We start from the raw sequence: 14,624 nt of genomic DNA, 5'->3' as shown, positions 1-14,624 counted from the left end.
TTCACTATAGCCTATTGCCTTACTCCCCCTCACAATGAAGCATGGCTCTGCTTCATTTCCCAAACGAGTGCACTGGCACCGAGAATGGCAGCATCTGCTTCATGAAGATCGCTCTTGATTACTTTTACTTTATTCTTGAAAATCGGCAGCAGGTTTCTTTCCATATGTTCAATGGTAGGATCAAAGATCAGCTTTCCAGCTTTGATAAGTCCGCCAAATAATATGATTGCCTCAGGTGATGAGAACATAACAAAATTTGCAAGTGATTCACCCAGAATCTGGCCGGTGAATCGATATACTTCCTGTGAAATTTCATCTCCCTGCATGGCACAGTCGAAAATCTGCTTACTGGTGAGATCTTCCAATGCATACTTCCTTAGTAAACTTGGCGTATCGGGTTTGGAGGCCAGCATTTCTTTTGCCGTCAATACAACCCCGGTTGCAGATGCATAGGCTTCCAATGAGCCATAAAGCTCTGTGGACCAGTGTTTCCGACCACCCGGACGAATTATGGTATGCCCCAGTTCACCGGCAAAGCCATCATGACCATAGATCAGTTGTCCATTGGCTACGATTCCACTTCCTACTCCTGTACCAAGTGTGATGGTAATAAAATCACGCATCCCCTTAGCAGCACCATACTGCATCTCACCAACTGCGGCAGCATTTGCATCATTTGTTAGTGCTGTTGGCAGATTCATCTTTTCTGAAACCATATCAGCCAGGGGCACCACACCTTCCCAGCGAAGATTTGGTGCGTACTCAATTGTTCCCGTATAATAGTTGCCGTTAGGTGCTCCAATACCTATCCCTTTAATGACTTCAGGACCACCTACTTTATCTGTCATAAGGGTTAAACGAACACATAGGGCATCCACAAAGTCCTGAGGTGTTTCATATTCAGGTGTACTCAACTGCTCATATTGTAATACTTCACCCCGGCGGTTAACTATGCCGCACTTGGTATTTGTACCACCAATATCTACGCCTATCGCATATTCAAGAGGAATCTTGCTCATGATTATAAAATGAAAATTATTTTAATGTCCACCACCTACCTGGCTATCAAAATCTAATCCCTGTGCTTTCAATACACTTCTCTGCTTGATGGCAAGATAAGCCAGGAAAGCGAAACAGGCTGCTGCTACGAGGTATGAGTACTGCATGCCAATGGCATCCATATCCCCAACAGCGCCTTGTAAAGGAGGAATAACAGCACCTCCTAATATCATCATGATCAGGAATGCAGAACCCTGGCTGGTATATTTACCCAATCCGGCAACGCTTAGCGCAAAAATGCTTGGCCACATTACAGAACAACAAAGTCCGCCGGCCATAAAAGCATATACCGAAACAATCCCTTTGGTGAAAACTCCTATTAGCATAGCCACTGTACCAAGAGTAGCAACGGTAAGCAACGTCTTCACAGGTTTTTCCTGGCCATAGAAGAATGCAATGATCATCAATATCACCACGAATGAATAAGCGTAGAGATCAGAAACATCATTACCCTTCAGATAGTTGGCAAAAAGAACCACTGCAAATGCAATGAAAGGAACCACAATGGTGGCAATTCGTTTACCCATCGTTGATAGGTTGAAAACGCCAATTGCACCAGTCCACCTTCCGATCATAAGACTTCCCCAGTATAGGGAGATATAATGGGATATTTCACTTTCATCAAGTCCGGCCTCAGTCAGATATCCGGGTGTTTTGAGTAAGGCACCGAAATTATTATCGATTGTAACTTCAACACCTACATAAACAAAAATCCCAAGCATACCATATATCAGCTGCTGGTAACGCATGGCACCCCAGCCTTCACTATTACGGGTTGCGGAAGCATTTGACCAGAACAATATGGCCACTACCGATACAAGAACTAACAGCAGGAGAGGGAGTTTGGCGATATCTGTGAATTGTCCAACAAGTATAATTGCTAAAATCACACCGGTCATTAGTAAGAGGCTACCGGCAGCTTTATTGGCTTTTTCAAATCTTTCATCATTCTTTCCCTCAGGAAGTTTTGAGAAGGCAAAAAACAGAGCCACAGCAGCGAATACCCCGGCAACGATGAGGTAAAGCGTATTAATATTCGTTATGGTAACTTCCGCTACTTCAGCGCCTACGCTGCCAAAGAGGAAGAAACTCACAATGATGGGACCCAGCGTTGTTCCCAGGGAATTTACCCCACCCGCCAGATTGAGACGGTGTGAGCCTGTTGCAGGATCCCCAAGCGCAATGGCAAATGGCTGGGCTGATGTCTGCTGAAGTGAGAAACCTAACGCCACTACGAAAAGTGATCCCAGCAGGGCAGGGAAAGAGTTCGCATTGGCAGAGGGGATGATCAATAATGCACCAGCAACAGAGATCCAAAGTCCGTAGATGATACCTTTCTTATAACCGATCTTATTCAGGATATCATACCCGAATACATTGGAAACAATAAATAATAACAATGATCCGATGAAATAAGCCCCATAAAATGCAGAACCTATAAGCTGGCTCTGGAATTGGTTGAGGCTGAAATGTGTCTTACAAAAAGGAATCAGAATACTATTGGAGGCGGCTATAAAGCCCCAGAAGAAAAATACAATAACAAGTGTGGCAAGAGCTCCGGTGTTGGTTGGTTGTTTAGTTTGCGACATAAGCAATCAGAGTTTTTAGTCACCGAATGGTAGTCATTCGGCCGTTCGCTTGAAGAGTGAAAATAGGAAGAATTTTATTTGATTTAAATTTTTTAGTGCGTAATGCCCCGCTACGTATTTTCTTATTATATTCATCTGCAATTATTTCTATGGAAATTTTACATGTTTCTGCTGAATGTTATCCCGTTGCCAAAGCTGGGGGATTGGGGGATGTTGTAGGTGCTCTGCCTAAATATCTGAATGCTGCCGGCCATATCGCCAAAGTGGTGATGCCCATGTACAGAACTAAATTTCTGTATGAGAATAAATGGGAAGTTGTACATAAAGGCAGTTCCTACCTCGGTAATACCTGGTTCGACTATACTGTTATCAAAGAAGCTACCAATAAACTCGGCTTCGACTTATACCTGGTTGATATAAACGGACTGCTCGACAGGGAAAAGATCTACTCTTACGATGATGACACCGAAAGGTTCACTTCCTTCCAGATTGCGGTTGTTGACTGGGTTAGCCATTGGGTAGATAAGCCCGATCTTATCCACGTACACGATCATCACACAGCACTCATCCCTTTTATGCTGAAGCACTGCTACCAGTACCAGCATATGGAAAATATACCTACAGTTCTAACCATTCATAATGCCCAGTACCAGGGATGGATGGGATGGGACAAGGCAGATTATATTCCGCATTGGGATGGATGGAGATGGGGTGTGCTGGACTGGAACAGGATGATCAACCCGCTGGCTGCAGGCATTCGCAGTGCCTGGAAAGTGACAACGGTAAGCTGGAGTTACCTCCACGAGATGCGTCAGGAAAGCAATGGACTGGAAGCACTATTTGAATATGAGAGGGGTAAATGCGTGGGTATACTAAATGGTATAGATGTGGATGTATGGAACCCGGAAACTGATTCCTACCTTGATGACCACTATTCAATTGAGACACTTGCAAAAGGTAAACGTGCCAATAAAGAAAAGCTCTGCCAGGAGTTTGACCTCAATCCCGATAAACCTTTATTTGTGTTCATAGGCCGGTTGGTGGGAGAGAAGGCAGCCGACGTATTGCCTGGAGCCATTGGTGATTCCTTACACTATATGGACCAGAGAATGAATTTCCTGATCCTTGGAAGTGGAGAACCAGAAGTTGAAGCACAACTGAGTGACATGCGCGGATATTGGATGGGATATTACAATTCAAAAATCGGCTATAATGAAAAATTAAGTCACCAGATGTATGCTGGTGCCGATTTCCTTCTAATGCCCAGCAGGGTTGAACCCTGTGGACTTAACCAGCTTTATGCCATGCGATATGGTACTGTACCTGTAGTACGTAGAACCGGCGGACTACGTGATACGGTAATTGATTATGGAGAGCCGGAAGGTTATGGTGTATCTTTCAACCATGCCACTGTGGGTGATATCACTAATGCCGTGTATCGTTCTTTGGTTTTATATGAAGACCAGATGCGTTTTGATAATATCCGCCGACAACTGATGGAGAAAGATTTCAGTTGGGATATTAGTGCACAGCAATACATTGATCTTTATAAATCTTTATTAACTTAATAACCATTCATAAAAGCCACGATATGTCAATAAGCAAAGAGATGCTTGCAGTGATCCTTGGAGGAGGTGCCGGTTCCAGACTTTATCCCCTTACAGCAAGCAGAAGCAAACCCGCTGTACCAATTGCCGGTAAATACCGACTGGTGGATATTCCCATTTCAAATTGTATGAACTCCAGCATCAACAGGATGTTCGTACTCACACAGTTCAACTCTGCTTCACTTAACAGGCATATTAAGAACACCTACCATTTCAGCAATTTCAGCTCAGCATTTGTTGACATCCTTGCTGCTGAACAAACACCCGATAACCCAACATGGTTCCAGGGAACAGCCGATGCAGTAAGACAGAGTCTTAGGCATATCAACCCCTTCGAAAGTGAGTATGTACTGATACTTTCCGGCGACCAGCTTTACCAGATGGACTTTAGTGAAATGCTCGATAACCATAAAAAACATGGAGCCGATATTTCTATTGCAACCATCCCTGTTGGTGATCGTGAGGCTCCGGAATTTGGAATCCTTAAAAGTGATGGCATATATATTACATCATTTATTGAGAAGCCTAAAAAAGAAGTGCTGCCCGACTGGGTTAGTGATACTGGTGACCATATGAAGACCCAGGGCCGCAACTATCTTGCCTCCATGGGTATTTATATTTTCAACAGGAAACTTCTCTTTGATCTCCTCGAGAATGAAAAGAAAGACGCCACCGACTTTGGTAAGGAGATCATCCCCGAATCCATTGACAAATACAAAGTATGCAGCTACCAGTATGAGGGTTACTGGACTGATATCGGTAACATCTATTCGTTTTTTGAAGCCAACCTCGGACTCACACAGGATATTCCGGAATTCAACCTCTTCGATAATAAAAACGCGATATATACACGTGCGCGAATGTTACCTCCGGCTAAGATAAGCGGTTCCACGCTCGAGAAAACAGTGATCGCTGAAGGTTCAATAATCAATGCCTCCCGCGTAGAGAACACTGTAGTTGGTATCAGGACCAGGATTGGCCATGGAACAACTGTTGTGAGTTCTTACCTGATGGGTAATGATTATTTTGAAACCATTCCTGAAATGAACCAGGCCAAAGAAGCCGGAATTCCAATCCTGGGAATTGGTGATAGATGTTATATCAAAAATGCTATCGTTGACAAGAACGTACGCATCGGCAATGATGTACGCATTAATGGTGGGCCTCACCTCGAAAATAGTGACCATCCACTATATACTGTAAAAGATGGTATCGTTGTAGTCAAGAAGGGTGCCGTGATTCCGAATGGATTTGTGATTTAAAGGCAACAGACAATTGTGAACAGGCAATTTGCAAAAGATAATAGAAAGCTATCGGTACTAACCGGTAGCTTTTCTTTTAAATCTAAAATCTTCCCTCTTACCTCTTACCTGTCATAGTTTCCCTTATCTTAGCTTCTGTGTATTTCCTACACATTAAATAACGATTGCTATGGCTGTTTCAGCAAACACGGGTGGCCAGCAAAATGCCGGCCTCATACCCAAACCCAGACTAACTGTTGCACAGATATTCACCATGAGCTTTGGCTTTATGGGAATACAATTCGGCTTTGCATTACAGAACGGTAATACAAGCCGTATTCTCCGATCATTTGGCGCCGATATAGAACACCTGCCTTTGTTTTGGCTGGTGGCACCAGTGATCGGGATGATCGTGCAACCCATCATCGGACATTATAGTGATAGAACCTGGAACAGGTTAGGGAGGAGAAAACCCTACTTCCTTACAGGGGCAATACTATCTTCGATCGCCCTCATTTTCCTTCCCAATTCAGGTGCCCTGGCGGGTATCTTGCCGGCCTTATGGATAGGCGCTGGGATGGTGATGGTAATGGATGCATCATTTAATATTGCCATGGAACCTTTTCGGGCACTTGTTGCAGATAATTTGTCCGACAACCAGAGAACCATGGGCTTTAGTATCCAGACCTTCCTGATAGGATTAGGCGCAGTTGCAGGCTCTATACTGCCTGAATTACTTGCTCAAACCGGCTTTAGTATGGAGGCTGGCGCAGACGGGGTGGCAGATAATATTAAGTATTCTTTCTACATAGGAGCAGCCGTCTTCATAGCTGCAATTCTTGTTACAGTGTTCTACTCAAAAGAATATCCACCTAAAGAGTATGAACTTTACCATGGTAAACAGGAATCGCATACTACCGCCGGCTTGTCTGAGATCTTTAAGGATTTCAGAAAAATGCCCCGTACCATGAAACAACTTGGATTGGTGCAATTTTTCAGTTGGTTCGCTCTATTCAGTATGTGGGTATTTACAACAGATGCCGTGGCCACCCATGTATATGGATTGAGCGGCGACTACTCCACATCGGTAGAGTATAACGAGGCAGGAAATAAAGTTAGCTCAGCGTTTGGTGTTTACAATTTCGTAGCCATGATATATGCGTTATTCCTGCCATTGATTGCACGCAATTTCGGCCGTAAGCTTACCCATGCATTTTCATTGGTGGCAGGTGGCATCGGTCTGATCTCAATCTATTTTATCAAAGACCCCGCTATGCTGAAATTTTCGATGGTAGGCGTTGGTCTTGCCTGGGCCAGTATCCTGGCAATGCCTTACGTCATACTGTCAAGCTCTATACCACCCGGCAAACTGGGTATTTACATGGGGATATTTAATTTCTTTATCACCATGCCTCAGATAGTAAACGGCCTTTTTGGTGGATGGATCGTTAAAAATATTTACGAAGGTCAAACCATTTATGCCATTGTACTTGCCGGCTTTCTGATGTTATGTGCAGCGGTAAGCGTGTTGTTTGTTTATGATGAAGGATGGGTTAAAATGAAACAGGAAAAACTGATCAATTTAAATAGAAATTGAAATGAAACATTTCAGAATTACGATAGTGATGCTGCTACTTGCCGCGTCCGCTTTCGCACAGGAGGTGAATTTTTATCCATCCAATTGGTGGGTTGGGATGACCAATCCAAAAGTGCAGGTAATGATACATGGTAAAGATATCGGTAAGGGAGAGATCAGTATTATGGATTATCCGGGTGTAGTGCTTGATTCAGTGCATAAAGCAGAAAATCCCAATTATGTTTTTATCGACCTGCTTGTTAATGCAGCGGCTAAACCAGGTAACCTGCAGATCAGTTGGAAGCAGGGCAAAGCAACAAAGAAATATTCATTCGCATTGGGTGCCAGGAGAGAAGGTAAGGGGAAGAGTTTCGCTAAGGGAGTTAATTCAGAAGACCTGATCTACCTCCTCATTCCCGATCGCTTTAGTAATGGCGATCCGTCAAATGATAAAATGGCGGGACTTTTAGACCAGACACTTAACCGTGATTCAATTTATCATCGCCATGGTGGCGACCTGAAAGGTATCATCAACAATCTTGATTACCTGCAAGACATGGGTATTACTGCCCTTTGGTTATTGCCGGTATGGCAAAACAATATGCCTGATAGAACTGAACATGGTTATGCAATCACTAACCATTACAAGGTTGAACCCCGTTTAGGCACAAACGAAGATTATGAAACATTGGGTGAAGAACTCCATAAGCGGGGTATGAAGCTGGTGCAGGATGTTATTTATAACCATACTGGATTGTACCATTTTTTCGTTCAGGATAAACCCATGAAAGACTGGTTGCACGAATGGCCTTCTTACACGCAAACCAACTACAAAGACCAGGCATTGTTTGATCCTTACGCCAGTGAAGCTGACAAGAAAAAACTGGTGGATGGTTGGTTCACACCGATGATGCCCGATCTCAACCAGAAAAATCCCTTTGTGGCAAATTTCCTCATACAGCATGCCATATGGAGCGTTGAACAATTCGGCGTTGACGGCTGGAGGATCGACACCTATATATACAATGATCTCGATTTCATGAATCGTTGTAACAAAGCATTGCTCGACGAATACCCCAATATTTCCATCTTCGGTGAAACCTGGGTGCATGGTGTTCCAAACCAGAGTTTTTTTACTGCCAATACAATGGGAAATATTCCATTCAAAAGCAACCTTCCCGCAACAACTGATTTCCAGACATTATTTTATGGTATTCAGGAAGCATTGACCAAACCTTTCGGCTGGACCGATGGGGTGAATAAACTTTATACCACTACGGCGCAGGATTATCTTTACCTCGATCCAATGAAGCAGGTTATTTTTTTAGATAACCATGACCTTCCCCGTTTTTATTCCGTAATAGGTGAAGACACTGCAAAGTATAAAGTTGCATTGTCGTGGTTGCTTACATTCCGCGGTGTTCCACAACTATATTATGGAAATGAGAATCTGATGACAGGTTTTACCAATCCGGATGGATGGGTTCGTCTCGATTTCAAAGGCGGATGGCCTGGCGATAAAGAAAACAAATTCATATCAACAGGTCGTAGCCCGAAAGAGAATGATATATTCAACCACCTCCGAACCCTTGCTAATTTCCGTAAAACATCAAGCGCCATTAAAACGGGGAAATTAATGCAATACATTCCGGAGGACGGTGTATATGTTTACTTCCGGTATGATGGCAACCAAACCGTCATGTGTGTGATGAATACCAATACCACCGAAAAAACCATTGACACCAATCGCTTTAGCGAACGCACCAATGGTTTCAAAAAAGGTATCGATATACCTACCGGTAAAGCCTACGAACTTGGAGGATCACTTAAACTTCGCCCGATGAGTATGTTGGTCTTAAACCTGGGCGTCTGACGCCTGTCCTGACAGGCGTCAGACGGGTATTATCAGAGGAGCGACCACCAGATGAATTTCTCACCGCGCTTACCCCAATCTTTGAAGGAAGTTTTAAGTAGTGGGGCCAACGCGGGAGGTGCAAGCTTTTTACCTTTTTCATTGATCGTGAAAACGGCAGCGGGAGGTTCTATCAATTCCACCTTCGTGGCAAACCAGGTGGTATAGAGCCGTGGTACCGCGAGGCCTAAGATCATTCCGGGCAGTCCCCCGAATGATTCAGGACCGCCGCTTACAGGAATTTCTTCCGTATAAAATGCTACCACATAAACTGAATCACTAATAATACCCACGGCTTTCCGACATTCAAACCCGGCAATAGTTCTAAGCTCATTACTGAGTTTCCATTCTAGTTTATTGGTGCTGTCAGTTATTATGAATGTTTCTTCAAACACCTTTCTTCTGCTGGTATATTTCAGTCCGGCGAAATCAGTGAGCACAATATTATCTTTTGCCGGTCCCACCATCCAGGGTTCTACCTTAACATCGGTTTCCCTGCCTGGCTTGTAAATGGATTTATCTTTATTGAAGCTGAGATCAAAATAGTTGTCCATGAACCTTGGCTGACGCTTGATGAAATCCTGCCACCAGTCGCTCCCTTCATCGTCGGTTTCAAATTGACGGTGAACATTAATCTTTCGCTCATATTCAATTTTACCGCTGTAAAGAAACAGTTGCTGCCCCTGCGCCTGCACGCCGAAAACAACAAGAACAAGTATAGAGATTATATTTTTCATGCTTTTATACTGATAGATAAATAAAATTATTCTCCTCTATTTTCCACCCGGACTGCGATTAAAATTCCAGATAAAACTCATCAGCCAATATCGCCGCAGACTGAGATAAGTATTCTCCGAAATAAAATTACTACTGGCATTTCGTTGGAAACCAATATTCTGGTTCAGGATATCATTCATGCTGAACCTAAGCTCCCCATTCTTATTCTTCCAGAACTTCTTTGCCACATATGCATTCCATAACCACACATTCCTGTCTTCACCAAATACATCGGTTTTCTGACGGTAGTTATAGCTGAGTTCATTGGAAATTTCGAATTCATGGGGCAGGAATATCATTCCATTAAGCTCAGTGCTGGCGGTCCAGAACCTTGTTATCACATCAGGCCTAACGGATGATTTGCTCTGGGTTAGCTGGGGTCCGAATTCCAGGTTCACATTATACTTTTTCTCCTTTGATTTGCCCACACCCAATCTCAGTCCCAGGTTAGAATAATTATTGGTATTCTTAATGCCGTTCACCAGGTTATTATTTTTTCCGCCATTGTAAAAAAGATATGAATTCACATTCATACTGATCTTCTTGAACTGCATCCAAAATCCTGCACTTGAATAATAATTATAATTCCCGTCCATATTTATAAACATGGAAGTACGCTTCCCCTCATTATCCAGATTCGTGCTGGAACTAATGGCATTATCAACCAGGTTGATACCAGAATTTATATACATGTAGCGACCCGACAAAACCTTATAATCATTGAAATTAAAGTTGAGATTATGCCTGAATTCCTGCTTAAGGTCGGGATTACCAACCTGGATATTTAAAGGGTCTGTGTTCTCTCTGATAGGCTGTAACTGTTGGAGATTTGGCTGACGTGTGTTTCCATTATAATTAAGGGAAAGGCTGCGTTGTGCTCCCATCTTAAAACGGATATTAGCCCGCGGGAAGAAGTTGGTGAAATTGTATTTATAAGCAGTATCAGTTACCAGATCCGTTTGTCTGAAGTCTGCAAAGGAAATACCCGAACCAAAACTAGCTACCAGTTTAGTTCCATTATGCCTGAAATTCAAACCTGCACTATGGGTATTGAAATCAAATGCATAATTGCTACTAAAGAGGCTGTCCAGCTCAGCATATTTGCCGGCATTATCCTTATTGAATGAACTTCGCAATGATTTGCTGTTGTTTACCCTGTAACCATAATCAGCAACTATGAACCATTTTTTAGAAATCGGTTCAGTATAAGTCAATTTTCCACCAAGAGCATTACTCTGCTGATAATTCTCCTTGAATTGGTCCGTGGTATCGGTCCTGTACTTTACACCGCCATTATTAAAAAAATCATTTACTGCAAGTAATTGCCCATCCGTTTCATTGGCATTAAATGTTTGATCGAAGTTTACCGATAAGGTTCTTCCTTTCTTCGCAAATTGTTTCCGCCAGATAGCCTTGGCGTTTAAAAAATCCTTCTGACCTTTTGAGAAGAGTTGCCTTTGCTGTTCATTTACCAGCTCACGTTCTTCAGAAAGCGATCTTGAAAGATAACCGGACTGGTTAATCGCATTGGTTCGGTTAGCCTTAACAGTGATCTTTATATTGCTTAATGAATCCAGCTTAAGATCATAGAAGCCTCCAGCCTGGTGGCGGATATTCTGTGAAAATGTTTTGCGCTGCTGGTCATTGTAATAAAGTGTATCTGGTAGTATAAACTGACTGGTAGTGGTTCCCTCATTCAAAACATCCTGCTTGTAAAACTGGTAACTACCATTAAGATTCTTTTTGTCATTATCCCACTTATTAGAATAGTGAGCACCGGCATTCCAGGCCTTAGGCAGACCCTCACCGTTGTATCTGCCTCCCCAGGTATTAAACTCATCACCTTCATTATAAGAAAAGAAATAGCCCTCGTCTTCATTGAACTCCATATCAGATCCACCCCCAAATTTTTCCTGGTCCTCCCAATTCAATCCGGCCTTGCCTGTGTTTGACATTGTACCATAGGCAGCCATTTTACGTTTGCCCTTAAATAGATTGATCATTGCTTCATTCTCAAAATAACCCGGTATACCGCCTGCAATTTTTGCTCGTCCAAATAAACCTTTTTTCCGGTCTTCTTTCAGCGTTAAATTGATCGTTTTGGTTTTCTCACCATCATCAATTCCGGTAAAAGCAGCCTGGTCACTTTTCTTATCAAATACCTGCACATTATCGATAGCATCAGCCCTAAGGTTCTGCGTCACCACCGCGGGATCATCACTAAAGAATTCTTCGCCATCCACCAGAACCTTCTGCACCTTTTCTCCCTGGGCTGTTATCTCGCCATTTTTATTAACCTGGAGACCGGGTAATTTTTTCAGCAACTCCTCAACATTAGCTCCCTCCCTTACAGCAAAACTGTCGGCCTTGAATTCCAGGGTATCACCCCGCATCCTTATCGCCCCGATTTTTCGGGAAACGATCACTTCTTCTAAAAGCACCGATTTTTTAATGAGGTTGATCCGGCCAAGATCCAGCACCGGTTCCTTCGGTGCAAGCTGGTCCATGAAATCAGCAAATTTGGGATAGGTCACTAGCATGATAAATGGTCCCTCGCCAGTTGTAGTTAATGTGAAGCTGCCATCTGCACCGGTGCGGGTATGCTTCAGTAATACTGAATCTTTTGAAAGGATCGCCACAACAGCATTTGACAAAGGCTTTTTCTCGGAGGTATCAGCAATCAGCCCTTTTATGGTTAATGATTGCGATTGACTGGCACCTGCAAACAGCAGGCTACAAAATAGGAATAGCAGTTTTCTCATAAGCAGGTTAAAGTCCAGCCAAAAATTGGCATTATTATTTGAATACCAATAGCTATTATAATTAATAAATAGTTAAAGCCTTTAATCACTGAGTGTTCAAGTAGCCCCTCTTTTCCTTAATTTTAGAACAACTGCAATGCTTATGTCAATACCTCCTCATACACCATATGAAGCAACCAACTTTATAGATACCACTAAAAAGGTCTGGAACTACTCCATCCTAACGGATGAGGATATTCGAAATTTTCAGGCCGGCACCAATTACAGGCTTTATGAAAAATTTGGTTCGCATTCCATACAGGTACAGGAAAAATGGGGGATGTATTTCGCCGTATGGGCACCCAATGCCACCAGTGTATCCGTTAAAGGAAACTTCAATGACTGGAAAAATTTCGACTATGAATTATATCCCCGCTGGGATAATAGCGGGGTATGGGAAGGCTTCATTCCCGCACTCGGTTTAGGAGAAGTATATAAGTATCATATCAAGGGCTTTATGGGTGCTGAGCTTGATAAAGGTGATCCTTTCGCTAATTTCTGGGAGAAGCGACCACTTACTGCTTCCATAACCTGGGACCTCAGCTATGATTGGCAGGACAAGGACTGGATGAAGGTTCGTAAAAAACACAACTCGCTCAATGCGCCATGGAGTGTTTACGAAGTGCACCTCGCCAGCTGGATGAGGCCCGATCCAAATGATGAAGAGACATATAACAGCTATGCCCAGATCACGGAAAGAATGGTTCCATATGTAAAAGAGATGGGATTCACGCATGTAGAATTCATGCCTATTATGGAGCATCCTTTTGACGGCAGCTGGGGATACCAGGGCACAGGATATTTCGCACCAACTTCGAGGTTTGGATCACCACAGGATTTCAAAGCCATGGTAGATGCATTTCACCAGGCTGGTATTGGTGTAATTCTGGACTGGGTGCCTTCCCATTTTCCTTATGATTCACATGGACTGTTTATGTTCGACGGTACCCATACCTATGAATATGCCGATATGCGAAAAGGTTTCCATCCCGATTGGAACTCCTATATTTTCAATTACAAAAGGGGAGAAGTAAAATCTTTCCTGATAAGTAGTGCACACTTCTGGCTTCAGCATTTTCATGTTGATGGCATCCGTGTAGACGCAGTTTCTTCCATGCTCAAACTCAACTATAGCCGTAAGGAAGGGCAGTGGGAACCCAATGAATATGGAGGGGATGGCAACCTTGAAGCCATCGCATTTATCAAAGATCTTAACGAGACCATCTTCCGCGATTTCCCTGATGTACAGACCATAGCAGAAGAAGCTACAGACTGGCCCGGAATATCTAAGCCCACCTTTGATGACGGACTTGGCTTTGGTATGAAGTGGATGATGGGCTGGATGCATGATACCCTTCGATATTTCAAACAGGATCCGCTCTACCGCCAATTTCAACAGGATTCTTTCACCTTCAGCATGATGTATTATTATGATGAAAATTTCATGTTGCCACTGAGCCACGATGAAGTTGTTCATGGCAAGAGCCCTATGCTCTATAAGATGCCAGGTGATGAATGGCAGAAATTTGCCAATCTCCGATTACTCTATTCTTATATGTTCACTCACCCGGGCGGCAAACTTCTTTTCATGGGTGACGAATTTGGCACAACATTAGAATGGAATTATAAAAGCGAGTTACCCTGGCACCTGCTGCAGTTTGATGGTCACAAGGGAATGAAGGAATGTGTAAAAGATCTTTGTGCACTGCTAAGAAATGAACCGGCAATGTATGAGAAGCAGTTCGACAAGGATGGATTTGAATGGATTGATCTCAATCACCGGGCTGAATCGGTGATCGTTTTCAGAAGAAAGGGACTGGAACCTACTGATGATCTTTTAATAATATTAAATATGACACCCACGGTAAGACGGGATTGGAAAGTGTATGCATCGGGTAAAACAAAATGGAAGGAAATATTTAACAGTAACAATGCAATTTATTGGGGTACAGGTGACGTCTTTAATCCTGATATTGCAGTTACACCAACAGAGGGGGATGATGACCTCTTTGAAATTAACCTGCACCTGCCACCTCTGGGTGCCCTCGTGCTGAAATAAGAA

Annotated in this window: 9 protein-coding genes; 5 read left to right on the top strand and 4 right to left on the bottom strand. The window is 43.1% G+C overall.

The window, feature by feature from the left end; translation table 11 throughout:
• Positions 1–29: 29 nt before the first annotated feature.
• Complete coding sequence (locus tag V6M43_RS11180) at positions 30–1,019, bottom strand: ROK family protein (RefSeq protein WP_039129313.1); 990 nt, start codon at positions 1,017–1,019, stop codon at positions 30–32.
• Positions 1,020–1,040: 21 nt separating this feature from the next.
• Positions 1,041–2,648, bottom strand: coding sequence for an MFS transporter (locus V6M43_RS11175; RefSeq protein ID WP_332735250.1), 1,608 nt, complete (start codon positions 2,646–2,648; stop codon positions 1,041–1,043).
• A gap of 149 nt (positions 2,649–2,797) precedes the next feature.
• Here V6M43_RS11175 and V6M43_RS11170 point away from each other — a divergent pair, with 149 nt between their 5' ends.
• The 4 genes from V6M43_RS11170 to V6M43_RS11155 all read left to right on the top strand — a co-directional run bounded on the left by V6M43_RS11170 (position 2,798) and on the right by V6M43_RS11155 (position 8,945).
• On the top strand, positions 2,798–4,216 hold the full coding sequence (locus V6M43_RS11170) for a glycogen synthase (protein WP_332735248.1): 1,419 nt from the start codon (positions 2,798–2,800) through the stop codon (positions 4,214–4,216).
• A gap of 23 nt (positions 4,217–4,239) precedes the next feature.
• Complete coding sequence (locus V6M43_RS11165) at positions 4,240–5,517, top strand: glucose-1-phosphate adenylyltransferase (protein ID WP_039129320.1); 1,278 nt, start codon at positions 4,240–4,242, stop codon at positions 5,515–5,517.
• 169 nt (positions 5,518–5,686) lie between these two features.
• Positions 5,687–7,093 (top strand): MFS transporter, encoded by a 1,407-nt coding sequence (locus V6M43_RS11160; RefSeq protein WP_332735246.1) that lies wholly within the window; start codon positions 5,687–5,689, stop codon positions 7,091–7,093.
• Between the two features lies 1 nt (position 7,094).
• A complete protein-coding gene (locus V6M43_RS11155) occupies positions 7,095–8,945 on the top strand; it encodes a glycoside hydrolase family 13 protein (protein ID WP_332735244.1) in 1,851 nt (616 codons plus the stop codon).
• Positions 8,946–8,977: 32 nt separating this feature from the next.
• On the opposite strand, the gene V6M43_RS11150 is transcribed toward V6M43_RS11155, so the two are convergent.
• Together V6M43_RS11150 and V6M43_RS11145 are read right to left on the bottom strand one after the other, a co-directional pair.
• Entirely contained in the window at positions 8,978–9,721 is a 744-nt protein-coding gene (locus tag V6M43_RS11150) for a GLPGLI family protein (protein WP_332735242.1), read from the bottom strand.
• A gap of 36 nt (positions 9,722–9,757) precedes the next feature.
• Positions 9,758–12,523: an outer membrane beta-barrel family protein gene (locus tag V6M43_RS11145; RefSeq protein ID WP_332735240.1), complete on the bottom strand. Its 2,766-nt coding sequence runs from the start codon at positions 12,521–12,523 to the stop codon at positions 9,758–9,760.
• 142 nt (positions 12,524–12,665) lie between these two features.
• On the opposite strand from V6M43_RS11145, the gene glgB reads away from it, so the two are divergent.
• Positions 12,666–14,621 (top strand): 1,4-alpha-glucan branching protein GlgB, encoded by a 1,956-nt coding sequence (glgB, locus tag V6M43_RS11140; protein WP_332735238.1) that lies wholly within the window; start codon positions 12,666–12,668, stop codon positions 14,619–14,621.
• Positions 14,622–14,624 lie beyond the last annotated feature (3 nt).

It is taken from the genome of Flavihumibacter sp., assembly GCF_036676075.1.
Classification (GTDB): Bacteria; Bacteroidota; Bacteroidia; order Chitinophagales; family Chitinophagaceae; genus Flavihumibacter.
The sequence above is the reverse complement of the archived record's forward strand: the minus strand, read 5'-3'. Positions and strand labels throughout refer to the sequence as shown.

Bases quoted from the DNA above. Each gene is read 5' to 3' on its own strand.
- V6M43_RS11155 (WP_332735244.1), top strand. From the start codon at position 7,095: ATGAAACATTTCAGAATTACGATAGTGATGCTGCTACTTGCCGCGTCC.
- V6M43_RS11150 (WP_332735242.1), bottom strand. From the start codon at position 9,721: ATGAAAAATATAATCTCTATACTTGTTCTTGTTGTTTTCGGCGTGCAG.
- V6M43_RS11175 (WP_332735250.1), bottom strand. From the start codon at position 2,648: ATGTCGCAAACTAAACAACCAACCAACACCGGAGCTCTTGCCACACTT.
- glgB (WP_332735238.1), top strand. From the start codon at position 12,666: ATGTCAATACCTCCTCATACACCATATGAAGCAACCAACTTTATAGAT.
- V6M43_RS11160 (WP_332735246.1), top strand. From the start codon at position 5,687: ATGGCTGTTTCAGCAAACACGGGTGGCCAGCAAAATGCCGGCCTCATA.
- V6M43_RS11180 (WP_039129313.1), bottom strand. From the start codon at position 1,019: ATGAGCAAGATTCCTCTTGAATATGCGATAGGCGTAGATATTGGTGGT.
- V6M43_RS11165 (WP_039129320.1), top strand. From the start codon at position 4,240: ATGTCAATAAGCAAAGAGATGCTTGCAGTGATCCTTGGAGGAGGTGCC.
- V6M43_RS11145 (WP_332735240.1), bottom strand. From the start codon at position 12,523: ATGAGAAAACTGCTATTCCTATTTTGTAGCCTGCTGTTTGCAGGTGCC.
- V6M43_RS11170 (WP_332735248.1), top strand. From the start codon at position 2,798: ATGGAAATTTTACATGTTTCTGCTGAATGTTATCCCGTTGCCAAAGCT.